Source organism: Mycobacterium sp. 2-64 (genome assembly GCF_035918375.1).
GTDB lineage: Bacteria > Actinomycetota > Actinomycetes > Mycobacteriales > Mycobacteriaceae > Mycobacterium > Mycobacterium intracellulare.
This window is the reverse complement of sequence record NZ_CP142361.1, coordinates 77,650-92,528: the sequence shown is the minus strand read 5'-3', so window position 1 is coordinate 92,528 and position 14,879 is coordinate 77,650. Positions and strand designations below refer to the sequence as shown.

Here is a 14,879-nt window from a genome sequence, read left to right as displayed (position 1 = left end):
CTGCCTAACTTTCGCTTCCATAGGCCCCTGTACAGCAAATATGGGCGTGGGCACGTCACCGACTTTGCCTACCCACCGCGTTGCTGACGGTGTGGGCGACGGGTAGCTTGGGTAATCAGTTCGTCACGGCAACCGAGCCGAAGTACCACCACCCGATCGCCGCCTCCCGCGAAGGATGACGATGCTCGCCATAGACAGGCCCGCTGCCGACGTCACGATGACGGCCCAGTGGCGGCGCCGCACCCTGACGCGTTCCGGGCTGATCACCGGGGCATTCGTCGCCCCGGCCGTGGCCATCCGGATCGCCGGGCTGCACGTCGGCGCCGTGCCCGCGCTGCTGATCTTCGGCGCCGCGGTGGTGGCGGCCAGCTTCCTGCTGGCGTGGGCCGCCGAGGCCGCCCAGATCGATGTGTCCGGCGGCCTGGCGACGGCGCTGCTCGCCTTGATCGCGGTCCTGCCCGAATACGCGGTCGACCTGTACTACGCGTACGTCTCCGGCCACAACGCCGAATACACGCAGTACGCGGCCGCCAACATGACCGGGTCCAACCGGCTGCTGATGGGGCTGGGTTGGCCGGTCGTGGTGCTGGTCAGCATCGTGGTGGCGCGCAGGTCCGGATCAGGGAAACCCACCGGGCTGACGCTGGAGCCAGCAAACCGCGTCGAACTGGGATTCCTGTTGATCGCCGGCGTCATCGCGTTCGCGGTGCCGGTGGCCGGCGAGATTCATTTCGGGCTGGGGCTGGCGTTGCTGGCCTGGTTCGGGTTCTACCTGTACAAGCTGAGCCACGGCGAGGTCGAGGAGCCCGACCTGATCGGTACCGCCGCCGCGCTGGGCGAACTGCCCGACGTCCGTCGTCGCGTCGCCGTGGTCGGCCTCTTCGCCGCCTCGGGCGCGGTGATTCTGCTGTGCGCCAAGCCGTTTGCCGACAACCTGGTGGCCGCAGGTACCGAACTGGGCGTCAACCGGTTCCTGCTGGTTCAGTGGCTGGCCCCGCTGGCGTCGGAGGCCCCGGAGTTCATCATCGCGACCATCTTCGCCACCCGCGGCAAGGGCACGGCGGCCATCGCCACGCTGATCTCTTCCAAGGTCAACCAGTGGACCCTGCTGATCGGCTCGCTGCCCATCTCCCACCTGCTCGGTGGCGGCGGGTTCGCCCTGCACCTCGACTCCCGCCAGGTGGAGGAGATGCTGCTCACGGCGACCCAGACGATGATGGGCGTGGCGCTGATCCTGGCGCTGCGCTTCCACCGGGGCGCGGCGCTGGCGCTCTTGGGAATGTTCGTCGTGCAGTTCCCGATCGCCTCGACGCACGGCCGCCTGCTGCTCTGCGGCGTCTACGCGGCGGTGGCCGTCGTCGCGCTGATCCGCTACCGGCGCCACCTGCCCGCCACGGTCCGGGCGCCGTTCTTCGGGACGGCCGTCCGCCACACCGGCCACCCGTTACATCCAGTGCCAGACCCGTAACGTCCCGCGATCGCGCGCCGTATACCGTCCAGGTATGAATCGAGTGTCCGTAATCACAGGCGGCGCGGGTGGCATGGGCCTGGCCACCGCGAAGATCGTCGGGCGCGACCACACGGTGGTGCTCTGCGACGTCCGGCAGGACCGGCTGACGACCGCCGCCGCCACGCTGCAAGAGCTCGGGATCAACCCCACCGTCGTGAACTGCGACGTCACCGACCGGCGAGCCGTCGTGGACCTGCTCGGCACCGCCACGAACCTCGGATCGGTCGTCTCGGTCATCCACACCGCGGGCGTGAGCCCGAGCATGGGACCCGCCGATTACGTCATGCGGACCAATGCGGTCGGCACCGTCAACGTCGACGAGGAGTTCTACGCGGTCGCCGGCGAGGGCGCGGTGATCGTCAATGTGGCCTCGATGGCGGCGCACATGCTGCCCGCGGAGATCATTCCGACAGGCCAATTCCCGCTCGCGCTCGACGACGCCGACGCCTTCATGGGCGCCATGATGACCGCGTGCGACATCGCCCCCGAGGAGGCGCGGTCCGGTCTCGCGTACGCCCTGAGCAAGAGCTTCGTGAAGTGGTACAGCCAGTCACAGGCGGAGCGCTTCAACGCGCGCGGACTGCGCATCGTCTCGGTGTCCCCCGGTTCGATCGACACCGAGATGGGCAGGCTGGAGGAGCAGGCGGGGGCGGGCGCGATGGTGGCCGACGCCGCGGTCCCGCGGTGGGGCAAGCCGGAGGAAATGGCGGAGCTGCTCGCCTTCTGCGCCAGCGAGAAGGCCGGCTACCTCACCGGCACCGACATCCTCAACGACGGCGGGGTGATCGCCTCGATGACCGAGCGGGCGAGGGCGGCCGCCGCCAGCTCAGCCTGAAGGTGCTGGTGCACATCGTGTTTCACCATCGACCGGGTGCGCGTCATCCCGTGGTGGCGCGCCGCAGCGGTGGATCCAATCTCGGCGTCGCAGCCGCCAGGTCCGGCGGGCGTAGTCCAGCTCGGTATAGGGCCATTGGGTGACGATGCGGCCGGTGGGCGAACGGAAATAGCTGTCGCACTGCGTCCAGATGGTCCGCGCCAGGTCGGCGGAAAGCTGGTCGTTGTATCGCCTTTCGGCCTCGGGACGCACGTCGAGGTAGCCGCCACGGCGCGCCAGGCGGCTCACCGCGCTGGCGACCAGCCGCGCCGCGGACTCGAGGATGTAGACGATCGAGTTGCCGCCCTGGTTGGTGTTGGGGCCGTACAGCATGAAGAAGTTCGGGAATCCGCTGACCGCCACCCCCAGGTAGGCGCACGGATCGTCACCCCAGTGCTCGTGTAACCGGCGGCCACCCGTTCCGGTGACGTCGATGCCGGACAGGTAGCGGGACGTCTCGAAGCCGGTGGCGAGCACGATCGCGTCGCTGGCGATTTCGCGGCCCGACGCGGTGATCACCGACGTCTCGCCGACCCGCGCGATGGGCTCGGTGACCAATTCGACGTTGTCCCGCTGCAGGGCCCGGTAATAGTCGTCGCCCAACAACACTCGCTTACACCGGAACGGATAGTCCGGGGTCAGCGCTCGGCGCAACGGCTCGTCGTCGACGGTGCGGTCCAGGAACGACGTCGCGATCTGCGTGCGCGCGGCCACCACGGGATCGTCGGCGAACGTCGCGGTGTTGTCGTGCTGGAATTTCCAGATCTTCCACCGGGTGCGGCGCAGCGCGACCGGGCTGCGCCTGAACCGCGCCAATTCGCTTGCGCTGTACGGGCGGTCGTCCTTGGGCACCATCCACGGCGGGGTCCGCTGGAAGACCGTGACGTGTCCGGCGGTCTTCGCCAGCTCCGGCACCAACTGCACCCCGCTGGCGCCCGTCCCGATCACCGCCACGTCGCGCCCCGCCAGGTCGAGCTGGTGATCCCACTGCGCGGTATGCAGCACCGGTCCGGCGAACCCCGTCAGCCCGTCGATGTCGGGCAGCTTGGCCGAACCGAACAGCCCGACCGCGCACACGACGACGTCGGCGACCAACGTGGCGGACTCGCCGTTGCGGTCGACTCGGCACTCCCACGTCCCGGCGCCCGGGTTCCAGTGCAGGGACCGCACGGTCGTGTCGAGCATGAGGTGGCGTCGCAGATCGAAATCGTCGGCGACCGATTCGAGGTAGGCCAGGATCTCGGGCTGCCGGGCGTACGTGCGGGTCCAGGATGCGTTGGGCGCGAAGGAAAATGAGTACAGATGGCTCTGGATGTCGCAGGCGGCGCCGGGATAGGTGTTGCGGCGCCAGGTGCCGCCGACGCCGTCGGCGCCCTCGATGATCACCAGGTCGTCGATGCCGGCGCGGCGCAGCGCGACGGCGGCACCGAGACCGCCGAAGCCCGCGCCGATGATCGCCACCCGCGGCGATCGCCCGCGCCGCGTCGTCGCGCGCAGCCGCCCAACGGCATAGAGCCAGCGGGCTTTTCGGCTGGTCACGGGCCGCCCTGCGCGCGGCGTTCTTCGGCGTGCCCGCGTCGTGGCGCGTCGACGCCTATCTCCTGGCCAACGGTCTCGGTCACGGCCTCGGCTTCCTCTCCGTGGCCACGACTATATAGTCACTCGCTGCGGGCGGGATACGGCCGTGCGGTGACGCCGCCCGCGGACAGCGAGTCGCCCAGCGTCCACACGGCAACCCCGAGCAATACCAGGTCCTTGAGCAGAAACTGGCCGGGCAGCGCCGAGAGCACCGGCATGCCGTGGGCATGGGTTGCGATCACGCCGGGGGTGGTGAACAAGAAACTCACCGTGCCCAGGAACAGCACCACCGCCAGCGCGCTGCCCGCCGCCGAGACCCGCGGCCGCCATGGCCGCAGCGCGATGAGCAGGGCCGCAACGATTTCCATCGTTCCGAGCGCCCGCGCGACGAAGGTGACGCTGAAGACGTCGTAGAGCCAGCTCATCAGGGGGCTGTGCTCGATGAGCACGCGCGATTCCATCTTCACGTACTTGCCCACTCCGATCCACACCAGCACCACCACCAGGCCATAGCGGCCCACGAGTTGACCCCAGCGGCTCAGCGTGTTTGCGATCATCGAGCGGTGTCCTTTCGGGCGCGGTCATCCACCCAAGCCACGGTTGGCGCCGCGAAAACGTTCACTCGCGCAGTCGTTCGAGCCCGGAGACGATGAGCCGCAACCCAAAAGCGAACTCGTCGGCCAGCGGAACGGGAAGCTCGTCGGCGACGGTGACGGTCGCGGGATAACGCGACGGATCGAGCCGATGAAACGCCGCCGACAGCTCCGCTTCACCGCCCCCATCCGTCGCTCCGGGCAGTTGTAGCGCGAAACCCAAGACGTAACGGGCCAGCGTGGCGTAGGCATGGGCCGCGACCGCCGGCGCAAAGCCGTTGTCCAGCAGGATCACCAGGCAGCGCTCGCGATTGGCCAACGCGCTCGGCCCCGTCGGCGTGTATTCGATCAACAGCGGCGCGACATTGCCATGCCGGCGCAGCGCGTCAAACATGTGTTGCGCGAACGTGATACACGCCTGCTGCCACGGTAGGGCCGCCAGCGCCCGCGCATCGAGGTCGACTTCGCCCAGTATGTGGTCGATCACCTGCGACACCAGTTCGGATCGATTGGAAAAGTGGCGGTACAGCGTGGCGGTGCCCGATCCCAGGCGCTGGGCAAGCGACCGCATCGACAACGCGTCCGCCCCCTCCGCGTCGAGGAGTTCGACGGCCGCGCCCAGGATGCGGTCCATCGGCAGGGCCGGGCGGCCGCGGGACCGCCGCGGCCCCCGGTTGACATCGTCACGCATTACGGAGACACTGTATCCGTAATTATCGCGCGGATCAACTCCGTTGACAGCAAGGAAAATTCGTCATGCTCCTCCCCCTGGCGGCAGAGCCCTTCACCGCTCCGGCCGACCGCGACATGCTTCCCTCCGAACGACGGGAATTCGTGCGCACGCATCGCACGTGCGTGTTCGGCTACCGTCGCCGCCACGACGGCCCCGCCATGTCGGTCGTGTACTACATCCCCACCGACACCGACGACTTGCTCGTCTCCACGATGGCCGGCAGGGGCAAAGCCCGGATCGTTCAGCGCGACGGCAAGGTGAGCCTGTGCGTCCTCGACGAGCGGTGGCCCTTCGCCTACCTGCAGGTCTACGCCGACGCCGCCGTCGAGGACGACCGGGATCTGGCGATCGACGTGATGATGGCGGTCGCCGGCCGAATGTCCGGCCAGCCACTCGGTGACGAGGCGCGCCCGCACATCGAGGCGATGTGCGAACGCGAGAACCGCGTCGTCATTCGGTGCCGGCCCTACTCCACCTACGCGACGCCTCCACGCCATCTGCACCGCAACGACCAGGCCTCGGAACTGAGCCACTGGGTGTCCGGCGTGATGCCCTGGGACGCAGCCGATCCGGTGGCGAACTGATCACCCAGCGTAGCGATCCCGCAGTTTGGTCAGCGTCGCCTCGATGCCCGAGGCGTTCGCCTTGACGAAGCCCATCCGCTCGTAGTACTTCAGTTTGTTCTTCAGCGCACCGGCATCCCGGTAGTCGAACGTCTCGGTGACCTGCGTCAGGTTCGGTGACAGCGCCTCGAATTCCCACCGCCAGCGATGACCCAGCGGGTGGCGCCATTCGACCACCTCGTTCGGCGTCAGCGCGGTGATCGTGCTGGTGATGCGGTAGGGCACGCCGAACATCTTCATGCTCGTCGAAAACTTCGAGCCCTCAAGGAGTTGCGGCGGCATGGTGATGTTGTCGCGCACCGTGCCCGACCCGTCGAGTTCGTGGTGACGCCGCGGATCGGCGACGATGGCGTACAGCTCGGCCGCCGGCGCGGCCACTTCGACTCTGCGGCTCACCTGGCGGGGCCCCCGGTCAACAACGGTGACGGTCATTGCGAATCTCCTTTCCGCTAACCGGCAGCGTAATCCCGTTCAGTTCCGCGGCTCGGGGATGTTGGGGTCCCATACCGGTGACGGCTCGAAACGCGCCGGCCAGAAGCCGGATTTGGTCAACCGCGCCACCTCTTCGCGCAACACGATGCCGATCTTCGCCGCGAATTCGCGGGGCAGTTCCAGCGCCGCGGTGGCGGCCACGCCGAGTTGTTGGTCGATCGGGGGTTCGTGGATCGACGTCCACCGCAGCCGCCCCGCCTCCACATCGGCGCCGCACGCCGCCATCGGCAGCACCGCATAGCCGAGCCCCGCGGCGACCAGATGCTTGGCCACCTCCACCGAATCGGTCGAAAAGCGGGCCGTGATCGCAACTTTGAGCCGCAGCGCGGTGTTCTCCAGGGTGTTTCGAATGCCGGTCAGCCCGCTGGGCATGACCAGCGGGAGCTTGGCGAGATCGGTGAAGCGGATCGGGCTGGCGGGCGAGAGCTCCGACGCGGGCCCCCCGACCAGCACGAGGTCCTCGGTCACCAGGTGCCGGTGGAAGAGCCGGTCATCGGAGACCGGGTTGATCACCGCGAGGTCGATCGCGCCCTTGAGGAGGCGCTCCACCAGGTCGTCGGTCTCGGCCACGGCGACGTGGAAATGGACATTCGGGAACGCGGCGCCCACGCTTGCCGCCAGCGGCGCGGCCAGGACGCCGGCGGCGGTCGGCACGATCCCGAACAGCAGCCCGCGCTCGATGCGCGCCAACGGCGATCCCGCATACCGGACCGCGAGCTCGAGCTGACGCAGCGGCGCGGCGGTCGAGGAGCGCAGCCGTTCGCCCTCCTCGGTGAGGTGCACGCCCCGGCGGGTCCGCTCGAACAGCGTGATGCCGAGGTCCTCCTCCAGCAGCCGGATCTGGCGACTCAGCGCCGGCTGGGCGATGCCCAACACCGCGGCCGCGCGGGTGATCGAGCCTTCCTCCGCGATCCGCAGGAAGTACTTGAGCCGGTGGGTGTCCATCGCCTCCACATCTACCAGCCATATAAATGCGGCATGACTGGTTTCCCGAATTGGTATTACCTGCTGGCCGTGAGGCCGTCATATCGTCAGCGAGGTGGGGCGGCGATGCCGTCCCGGTCTGGCTGAGGAGGGGTCGACGATGACGGTTCAGGACGACCAGGACTGGGTGCAGCTGCTCGGGTTGGACCGCCTACCGGAGCACATCGTCGGCAAGCGCGTGACCGAGCTGATGGACCTGTCCGGCAAGAAGGCCTTCGTCACCGGAGCCGGCGGCGACGGCCTGGGGCAGGCGATCGCCAACCGGCTGGCCGGCTGCGGCGCCGAGGTCGCGCTCATCGGCCGCACCTTCGAGAAGGTCGAACGCCGGGCCGAGGAAGTCGAGCGGCGCTGGGGCGTGCGGGCCATCCCGGTCAAGGCCGACATGTCCGACTGGGACCAGGTGCACGGCGCGGTGCGGCAGGCTCACCACGAGCTCGGCGGCCTCGACATCATGGTGAACAACCCGGTGATGGTGGCCGCGGGTCCGTTCGAGAAGCAGACGAAAGAGGACATCGACTACACGGTGCTGGGCAGCCTGACGATGATGATGTACGGGGCGCACGCCGCGCTGGCGTACATGCTCGACCAGGGTTCGGGGAAGATCATCAACATCGGGTCGGTCGGCGGCCGCATTCAGCAGCGCGGCCTGGTCGTCTACAACGCGTGCAAGGCCGGCGTCATCGGGTTCACGCGCAACCTCGCCCACGAGGTCGCGCTGCGCGGTGTCAACGTGTTGGGCGTGGCGCCGGGCATCATGATCAAACCGGAGATGCGGCAGTACCTGCTCGATCCTCAGGACGACAAGCAGCGCGCCGGCCGCGGCGCCATCCAGGAAGCGATCACCCACCAGGTCCAGCTGGGTCGCGCGTCGTTGCCCGAGGAGGCCGCCAACATGGTCGCATTCCTGGCCTCCGAGGCCGCCGACTACCTGTGCGGTCAGACCATCGACGTCGCCGGCGGGCAGTGGATGGGTTGAGCGCCGCCGCAAGGACTTTGATCGAGGAGACGCCGTGCTGACATCCGGTGAGCTGATGGAGGAGGCCGCGGCGCAGACCGGGCTCACCGACTTCGGCGACGACTCCTTCACCGAGGGCCTGAACGTCCTGTTGTCGGCGTTGCGCGACGAGGCCCACCTGAACGAGCGCGGGGAAGCCTTTCTGCGCCAACGCATCGCGGGCTATCTCTCGCAACGGCTGCAGGTCGAGGACTGGTTTCGGCGGCACCCGGAGATCGGCGACGTGCCCATCCGCGAACCGCTGGTCGGCCTGGGATTGCCCCGGACCGGATCCACCGCCCTGTCCATGCTGCTGGCCCAGGATCCCGAGGTGCGCTACCTGCGCCGGTGGGAGTCGACGCAACCGTGCCCCCCGCCCTCGACGGTGCACGGCGTCGATCCCCGCGTCCCGGCCGACCGGGGCGAGATGGTCGGCACCCGCCGCCACGTTCCCGGCGACACCCACGGGCCCATGGAGTGCCACGAGCTGATGGCGCTCGACTTCAAGTCGCACATCTTTCAGTCGTTCGCCGAAATCCCCTCGTACTCAACGTGGCTCGTGCACCACGCCGACCTCACCCCGACGTTTCGCTATCAGCGGCGGGTGATGCAGCTGCTGCAGTGGGGCGAGCCTGAGCGGCCGTGGCGGCTGAAGTGCCCGTCCCATGTGTTGTGGCTCGACGCGCTGGACGCGGTGTTCCCGGACGCCCGATTCGTGATGACCCATCGCGATCCCACCGACGTCCTGTTGTCGGTGGCCGACCTGTACGCCGACATCATCGGGTCGTTCAACACCCGGATCGACCGCCGCTACATCGGCCGGCTCAACGTCGAGCATTGGTCGCTGGGCATGGAGCGGGCGCTGCGGTTCCGCGCGGCCGGTGCCGACGATCGGTTCTACGACATCGACTTTCGGGCCATGCAGGCCGACCCGGTCGGCGAGGTCGCCGGGCTGTACGCCTGGCTCGGGGCCCCGGTGTCCGACGAGTTCGAAGCGCGGATGCACAGTTGGTGGGAGCACGCCGCCGCGCAGCGCGAGCCGAGCTCGCACGCCGACCCGGTGGAGTTCGGCATCGATCTCGACGAGGTTCGGCCCCGGTTCGCGCGCTATGTGGACAGCGCGCGGCGGTGGACGCGGCATCCAAAGGTAAGGAGCGAGGAAAGCAATGGCGGTTGATCTCACCGGCGGCATCGACCCGTCGCGCGAGTACGTGCTGGCGCAGCGCCCCGAGGATCCGGAGATGCGGGACTCGGTCAGTTTCTGGGTGGTCGACGACCGCGGCGAGATCGGCCTGCCCCGCGTGGGAATCGAGGCGGTGGGCGCCAATTGGGACTCCCACGACATTCAGGTCAATGCCGCGTTTCCCGACGGGCGCGTCTACCGGCTGCGCACCAACGGGCCGTCGCTGCCGGCTCGCGGCGCCGACGGGCGGCCCACCGTGCTCGGCGCCGGCGGCCTGGCATTCCAGTGCCTCGAACCCTTCGACACCTGGACGATGTCCTACGACGGGCCGGCCGTGCAGACCTCGTCGGTCGACCTGGTGGCGGGCAGGAAGGACGGCCCGACGACCAACATCGGCTTCCACGTCGAGGCGAGGATGGCCGTGCCCCCGTGGGTCCAGGGCGCGCTACAGGCCGACGCGGGCACGCAGCTCCAAACGACGTCTGTCGGGGCCATCATGGGCGGGCCCCGCTACGAGCAATTGTTCACCGCCACAGGGGAATTCCGATTTGGGGATGAACGCCACACCTTCACCGGGAGCGGCCTGCGGATCCGTCGCACCGGGGTGCGCAAGCTCGCCGGCTTCTGGGGACACTGCTGGCAGTCGGCCGTGTTCGGCAGCGGCCGCGCCTTCGGCTACATCGCCTATCCGCCGCGCCCCGACGGCCAGCCCACCTTCAACGAGGGATTCGTCTTCACCGGCGACGGCGGCCTGGTCCCGGCGCGGGCGGTGCGGGCGCCGTGGCTGACACGCCTGCGGCCACTCGGCGAGGATGCCTCGCTGGTGCTGGAGACCGCCGACGGGCTAGTCGAAATCGCCGGCGAGACAGTGTTTTCCACGCACGACGTGCACCACGACGACGACATGTACTCCATGCACGCCCTCAAAGAGGAGATGGCCGAGTTCCCCGCCGTCCAGCAGGCCGGCGTGCGCTACCGATGGGACGGCGAAGAAGCGTACGGCATGCTGGAACGCTCCAACCCGCTCGACAAGCTCGCGCGCGACTGAAAGGAACCCAGACCACACATGAGCCAGTCACTCTCGGGAAAGGTCGCGCTGATCACCGGCGCCGCGCGCGGGCAGGGCCGGGCACACGCCGTGCGTCTTGCGGCCGAGGGCGCCGACATCATCGCGGTCGATCTCGCCGGGCCGCTGCCGCCGAGCGTCCCCTACGACTCGCCGACGTCCGACGATCTGGCCGAAACCGCACGGCTGGTGAGCGAAGGCGGCCGGCGGGTCGTCACCGCCGAGGCCGACATCCGCGATCTTGACGCGCTGTCCGCCGCCGTGGACAAGGGGGTCGGCGAGCTGGGCCGGCTCGACGTCATCGTCGCCAACGCCGGGATCTGCAGCCCCGCGCCCTGGGATCAGATCACCGCGCAGGCGTTCCGAGACACCATCGACACCAACGTGATCGGCACCTGGAACACCGTGATGGCGGGGGTGCGGCACATCATTGACGGCGGCCGCGGCGGCTCGATCATCCTCATCGGTTCGGCGGCCGGCATCAAGATGCAGTCGTTCATGATCCATTACACCGCAAGCAAACACGCGGTCGTGGGGATGGCGCGGGCGTTCGCCGCCGAGCTCGGCCGGTACAACATCCGCGTCAACAGCCTCAACCCCGGCGCCGTCGCCACCCCGATGGGCACCGGCCGGATGCGGGAAGCGTTACAGGCCGCCGCCGACGACTACCCACACCTGCGGGGCATGCACAAACCGCTGCTGCCCGAGGGCATCGCGCAGCCCGAGGACATCGCCGACGCCGTGGCCTGGCTGGCCTCCGACCAATCCAGATTGGTGACCGCGACCCAGGTGTCGGTCGACATCGGCGTCGGGTACGTGTGATGCGCGGCCTGACCGGCAAGACATTTGTGGTCGCCGGGGGCGCCACCGGGATCGGCGCGGCCACCGCCGAACGCCTCGCCACCGAAGGCGCCCGTGTTGCCATCGGCGACAACAACATTGCGGGCGCCGCCGCCACCGCGCAGCGCATCGTGTCGGCCGGCGGCCGCGCGATCGCCGTCGAGTTCGACCTCGCCGACGAGCAGTCGGTGCGGCGCCTCGTCGAGACGACGCTCGACGAGTTCGGGGCCATCGACGGCCTGCACAACGTGGGCGCCGATCTGTCCGAGGGAAACCTGGGACGCGACACCACGATTCTCGACACCGACATGGACGTCTGGCAGCGCACGCTCGACGTCAACCTGCTCGGGTACGTCCGCACGATCCGCGCGGTCCTGCCGCACCTGCTCGCCCGGGGTGGGGGCAGCATCGTGAACACCTCGTCGGGCGCCGCGCTGGGCAGCGACCCCATGCACGTCGCCTACGGCGCCTCGAAGGCGGCGGTGAACCACCTGACCCGGCACGTGGCCGTCAACTGGGGCAAACACAACATCCGCAGCAACGGGGTCATGCCGGGCCTGGTGATGGGCGAGACCCAGGAGCGCCAAAACGACGTCGCGCTCCAGCAGGCCTTCCTGACGTTCGGCAAGACCAGCCGGCTGGGCAAGCCGGACGACCTCGCGGCGATCACCGCGTTCCTGCTGTCCGACGAGGCCGAGTGGATCACCGGCCAGGTGTGGTACATCGGCGGCGGGTCGCACCTGCGCCAATAGCCCGAACCCCCCGGCAGGCAGAATGGTGGGGTCAAGTCCGCGGCGGGATCGAGAAGGAGCGGCATGCCCACCAGCGAATATCGGGTGAGCGGGATGAGCTGCGCGCACTGCGAGGCCGCCGTCCAGGGCGAGGTCGCCGGGATTCCCGGCGTCGACGGCGTGACGGTCAGCGCCGACACCGGCCGGCTCGTCGTCACCAGCGCGGTGCCCATCGACGCGGACGCCGTCCTCGCCGCGGTCGACGAGGCGGGCTTCCAGGCCGTCCAGGTCGCATGAGCACGCCCCCGCGAAACATCGACGAGGGCACCCTCCCCGAGGACACGCCGGCCGCCGCGCCCCCCATCGAGCTCGAGATCACCGGGATGACCTGCGCCTCCTGCGCCGCCCGGATCGAAAGAAAGCTCAACAAGCTCGCCGGCGTCTCGGCCACCGTCAACTATGCGACCGAGACGGCCGCCGTCAGCGCCCCCGCCGGGTACGACCCACGGATCCTGATCGCCGAGGTCGAAAAGGCCGGTTACGCGGCCGCCCTGCCGCGACGTTCGCCGGTGCGCGACGCCGAGCTGACTTCGCTGCGCCGGCGGCTGATCGCCGCCGCCGTGCTGGCCGGCCCGGTTATCGCCATGGCCATGGTTCCCGCGTGGCAGTTTCACCACTGGCACTGGGCGTCGCTGGCGCTGACGGCGCCGGTCGTCCTGTGGTGCGGGCTGCCCTTCCACGCGGCCGCCTGGGCCAACCTCAAACACGGCGTCGCCACCATGGACACCCTGGTCTCGATCGGGACCCTGGCCGCGTTCCTGTGGTCGCTCTACGCGCTGTTCCTCGGGACCGCCGCCCAGCCGGGCATGCAGCACGACTTCGAGCTCACGGTCGGGCGCGATGACGCCCCGTGCCACGTCTACTTCGAGGTGGCCGCCGGCGTCACGCTGTTCGTCCTGGCCGGCCGTTATTTCGAGAAGCGGGCCAAGCGGTCCGCCGGCGACGCGCTGCGCGCGCTGGTGGCGCTGGGCGCCAAGGACGTCGGGGTCTTGCGTGACGGCACCGAGACCCGGCTCCCGATCGAGCGGCTCGCGGTGGGTGACCAGTTCGTGGTGCGTCCCGGGGAACGGATCGCGACCGACGGGGTCGTCGTCACGGGTTCCTCGGCGGTCGACGCATCGATGCTGACCGGCGAGTCGGTGCCCGTCGAGGTCGGAGCGGGCGACGCCGTCACCGGCGGCACCGTCAACGCCGGGGGCCGGCTTGTCGTCCGGGCCACCGGGATTGGCGACGACACCCAGCTGGCGCAGATGGCCAAGCTCGTCGAACGGGCCCAATCGGGCAAGGCACGGGTGCAGCGCCTCGCGGACCGGGTCTCCGGCGTGTTCGTTCCCGTCGTCCTGGCGCTCGCGGTGGCGACCCTGGGCGGCTGGCTCGCGGCGGGCTTCTCGCCCACCACCGCGCTGACGGCCGCCGTCGCGGTGCTCATCATCGCCTGCCCGTGCGCGATGGGCCTCGCGACTCCGACCGCCCTACTGGTCGGCACCGGCCGCGCGGCCCAGCTCGGCGTCCTCATCCAGGGGCCCGAAGTGCTGGAGTCCACCCGCAGGATCGACACGATCGTGCTCGACAAGACCGGCACCGTCACCACCGGCCGAATGGCCCTGGTCGACGTGGTCGTCGGGGCGGGAACCGACCGCGCCACGCTGTTGCGCTACGCCGGTGCCCTGGAGGCCGCCTCCGAACATCCGGTCGCGCAGGCCATCGCCCGGGCCGCCGCGGCGCAGCTCGGCGCGCTCCCCACGCCCGCCGATTTCGCGGGTGTCCACGGCATGGGCGTGCACGGCACGGTCGACGGCCACGCCGTCGTCGTCGGGCGCGCGAGCCTGATGGACGAGCGCGGTGCGCGCCTCGACGCCGCGCTCGCCGCGGCCAAATCCCGCGCGGAGGGCGACGGCAAGACGGCCGTCGTCGTCGGCTGGGACGGCGCGGCGCGGGGGCTCCTGGTGCTCGCCGACACCGTCAAGCCGTCCAGCGGCGACGCCGTGCGCCAGTTGCAGCGACTCGGCCTGACCCCGGTGCTGCTCACCGGCGACAACCACACCGTCGCCGCCCGCATCGCCGCCGAACTCGGCATCGCCGAGGTGATCGCCGAGGCGATGCCCGACGACAAGGTCGCGGCCGTCAAGCGTCTGCAAGCCGAGGGCAAGGTGGTCGCCATGGTCGGCGACGGCGTCAACGACGCCGCCGCGCTGGCCGCCGCCGATCTGGGTCTGGCCATGGGCGCGGGCACCGATGTCGCGATCGAGGCGGCCGACCTCACCGTGATCCGCGACGACCTGCGGGCGGCCGTGGACGCGATCCGGCTCTCCCGCCGGACGCTGGCCACCATCAAGACCAACCTGGTGTGGGCGTTCGGCTACAACCTCGCCGCGATCCCCCTCGCCGCGCTCGGCATGCTCAACCCGATGCTGGCCGGCGCCGCCATGGCGCTCTCCAGCGTTCTCGTCGTCGGCAACAGCCTGCGGCTGCGCTCATTCACCAGCGTCGTCACGGACACGTGAACCCGGCGGAGCGTAGGCCGGCGGGCCGCGATCGTATGGGATAGTGAGTCCGGCCACCGGCCGCCGAGACGCCGCCCGGCCCCTTGACGATCACGACAATCACCGCACCCTCGC

15 protein-coding genes are annotated in these 14,879 nt (G+C 69.6%); 10 read left to right on the top strand and 5 right to left on the bottom strand.

Annotated elements, in window-relative coordinates:
• Positions 1-175: 175 nt before the first annotated feature.
• Positions 176-1,468 (top strand): sodium/hydrogen exchanger, encoded by a 1,293-nt coding sequence (locus tag QGN31_RS00405; RefSeq protein ID WP_014383517.1) that lies wholly within the window; start codon positions 176-178, stop codon positions 1,466-1,468.
• A gap of 73 nt (positions 1,469-1,541) precedes the next feature.
• Entirely contained in the window at positions 1,542-2,345 is an 804-nt protein-coding gene (locus QGN31_RS00400) for an SDR family oxidoreductase (RefSeq protein WP_014383518.1), read from the top strand.
• Here the strand turns inward: QGN31_RS00400 and QGN31_RS00395 are convergent.
• The 3 genes from QGN31_RS00395 to QGN31_RS00385 all read right to left on the bottom strand — a co-directional run bounded on the left by QGN31_RS00395 (position 2,337) and on the right by QGN31_RS00385 (position 5,189).
• Positions 2,337-3,923 (bottom strand): flavin-containing monooxygenase, encoded by a 1,587-nt coding sequence (locus tag QGN31_RS00395; protein WP_008262336.1) that lies wholly within the window; start codon positions 3,921-3,923, stop codon positions 2,337-2,339. The two genes, QGN31_RS00400 and QGN31_RS00395, sit on opposite strands and share 9 nt — an antisense overlap.
• Before the next feature lie 119 nt (positions 3,924-4,042).
• Entirely contained in the window at positions 4,043-4,519 is a 477-nt protein-coding gene (locus tag QGN31_RS00390) for a YkgB family protein (protein WP_008262337.1), read from the bottom strand.
• 61 nt (positions 4,520-4,580) lie between these two features.
• A complete protein-coding gene (locus QGN31_RS00385; RefSeq protein WP_014386108.1) occupies positions 4,581-5,189 on the bottom strand; it encodes a TetR/AcrR family transcriptional regulator in 609 nt (202 codons plus the stop codon).
• Positions 5,190-5,311: 122 nt separating this feature from the next.
• Here QGN31_RS00385 and QGN31_RS00380 point away from each other — a divergent pair, with 122 nt between their 5' ends.
• Positions 5,312-5,872, top strand: a complete 561-nt coding sequence (locus QGN31_RS00380; RefSeq protein ID WP_008262339.1) for a pyridoxamine 5'-phosphate oxidase family protein — start codon at positions 5,312-5,314, stop codon at positions 5,870-5,872.
• On the opposite strand, the gene QGN31_RS00375 is transcribed toward QGN31_RS00380, so the two are convergent.
• A complete protein-coding gene (locus QGN31_RS00375; protein WP_008262340.1) occupies positions 5,873-6,343 on the bottom strand; it encodes an SRPBCC family protein in 471 nt (156 codons plus the stop codon).
• Positions 6,344-6,382: 39 nt separating this feature from the next.
• Positions 6,383-7,348: a LysR family transcriptional regulator gene (locus QGN31_RS00370; protein ID WP_014712576.1), complete on the bottom strand. Its 966-nt coding sequence runs from the start codon at positions 7,346-7,348 to the stop codon at positions 6,383-6,385.
• A 139-nt stretch (positions 7,349-7,487) separates the two neighbouring features.
• Here QGN31_RS00370 and QGN31_RS00365 point away from each other — a divergent pair, with 139 nt between their 5' ends.
• The 7 genes from QGN31_RS00365 to QGN31_RS00335 all read left to right on the top strand — a co-directional run bounded on the left by QGN31_RS00365 (position 7,488) and on the right by QGN31_RS00335 (position 14,765).
• Complete coding sequence (locus QGN31_RS00365; protein WP_008262344.1) at positions 7,488-8,363, top strand: SDR family NAD(P)-dependent oxidoreductase; 876 nt, start codon at positions 7,488-7,490, stop codon at positions 8,361-8,363.
• Between the two features lie 34 nt (positions 8,364-8,397).
• Positions 8,398-9,558 carry a sulfotransferase family protein gene (locus QGN31_RS00360; RefSeq protein WP_009954484.1) on the top strand — a complete coding sequence of 387 codons (1,161 nt, stop codon included), beginning with the start codon at positions 8,398-8,400 and terminating at the stop codon, positions 9,556-9,558.
• Positions 9,548-10,612, top strand: a complete 1,065-nt coding sequence (locus tag QGN31_RS00355) for a hypothetical protein (RefSeq protein WP_014386111.1) — start codon at positions 9,548-9,550, stop codon at positions 10,610-10,612. Before QGN31_RS00360 ends, QGN31_RS00355 begins: the two co-directional genes overlap by 11 nt.
• 18 nt (positions 10,613-10,630) lie before the next feature.
• Positions 10,631-11,452, top strand: coding sequence for a mycofactocin-coupled SDR family oxidoreductase (locus tag QGN31_RS00350; RefSeq protein ID WP_008262349.1), 822 nt, complete (start codon positions 10,631-10,633; stop codon positions 11,450-11,452).
• Positions 11,452-12,222 (top strand): SDR family NAD(P)-dependent oxidoreductase, encoded by a 771-nt coding sequence (locus QGN31_RS00345; RefSeq protein ID WP_008262352.1) that lies wholly within the window; start codon positions 11,452-11,454, stop codon positions 12,220-12,222. The genes QGN31_RS00350 and QGN31_RS00345 overlap by 1 nt, the downstream gene beginning before the upstream one ends.
• 63 nt (positions 12,223-12,285) lie before the next feature.
• On the top strand, positions 12,286-12,498 hold the full coding sequence (locus QGN31_RS00340; RefSeq protein WP_008262354.1) for a heavy-metal-associated domain-containing protein: 213 nt from the start codon (positions 12,286-12,288) through the stop codon (positions 12,496-12,498).
• The gene (locus QGN31_RS00335) at positions 12,495-14,765 is read left to right on the top strand and encodes a heavy metal translocating P-type ATPase (RefSeq protein WP_008262364.1); all 2,271 of its coding nucleotides are present in this window, start codon (positions 12,495-12,497) and stop codon (positions 14,763-14,765) included. The genes QGN31_RS00340 and QGN31_RS00335 overlap by 4 nt, the downstream gene beginning before the upstream one ends.
• The last annotated feature ends 114 nt before the right edge of the window (positions 14,766-14,879 follow it).

Coding starts and splice junctions, on each gene's coding strand:
- QGN31_RS00405 (WP_014383517.1), top strand. CDS start 176: ATGACGATGCTCGCCATAGACAGGCCCGCTGCCGACGTCACGATGACG.
- QGN31_RS00400 (WP_014383518.1), top strand. CDS start 1,542: ATGGGCCTGGCCACCGCGAAGATCGTCGGGCGCGACCACACGGTGGTG.
- QGN31_RS00390 (WP_008262337.1), bottom strand. CDS start 4,519: ATGATCGCAAACACGCTGAGCCGCTGGGGTCAACTCGTGGGCCGCTAT.
- QGN31_RS00385 (WP_014386108.1), bottom strand. CDS start 5,189: ATGGACCGCATCCTGGGCGCGGCCGTCGAACTCCTCGACGCGGAGGGG.
- QGN31_RS00380 (WP_008262339.1), top strand. CDS start 5,312: ATGCTCCTCCCCCTGGCGGCAGAGCCCTTCACCGCTCCGGCCGACCGC.
- QGN31_RS00375 (WP_008262340.1), bottom strand. CDS start 6,343: ATGACCGTCACCGTTGTTGACCGGGGGCCCCGCCAGGTGAGCCGCAGA.
- QGN31_RS00370 (WP_014712576.1), bottom strand. CDS start 7,348: ATGGACACCCACCGGCTCAAGTACTTCCTGCGGATCGCGGAGGAAGGC.
- QGN31_RS00365 (WP_008262344.1), top strand. CDS start 7,488: ATGACGGTTCAGGACGACCAGGACTGGGTGCAGCTGCTCGGGTTGGAC.
- QGN31_RS00355 (WP_014386111.1), top strand. CDS start 9,548: ATGGCGGTTGATCTCACCGGCGGCATCGACCCGTCGCGCGAGTACGTG.
- QGN31_RS00350 (WP_008262349.1), top strand. CDS start 10,631: ATGAGCCAGTCACTCTCGGGAAAGGTCGCGCTGATCACCGGCGCCGCG.
- QGN31_RS00345 (WP_008262352.1), top strand. CDS start 11,452: ATGCGCGGCCTGACCGGCAAGACATTTGTGGTCGCCGGGGGCGCCACC.
- QGN31_RS00340 (WP_008262354.1), top strand. CDS start 12,286: ATGCCCACCAGCGAATATCGGGTGAGCGGGATGAGCTGCGCGCACTGC.
- QGN31_RS00335 (WP_008262364.1), top strand. CDS start 12,495: ATGAGCACGCCCCCGCGAAACATCGACGAGGGCACCCTCCCCGAGGAC.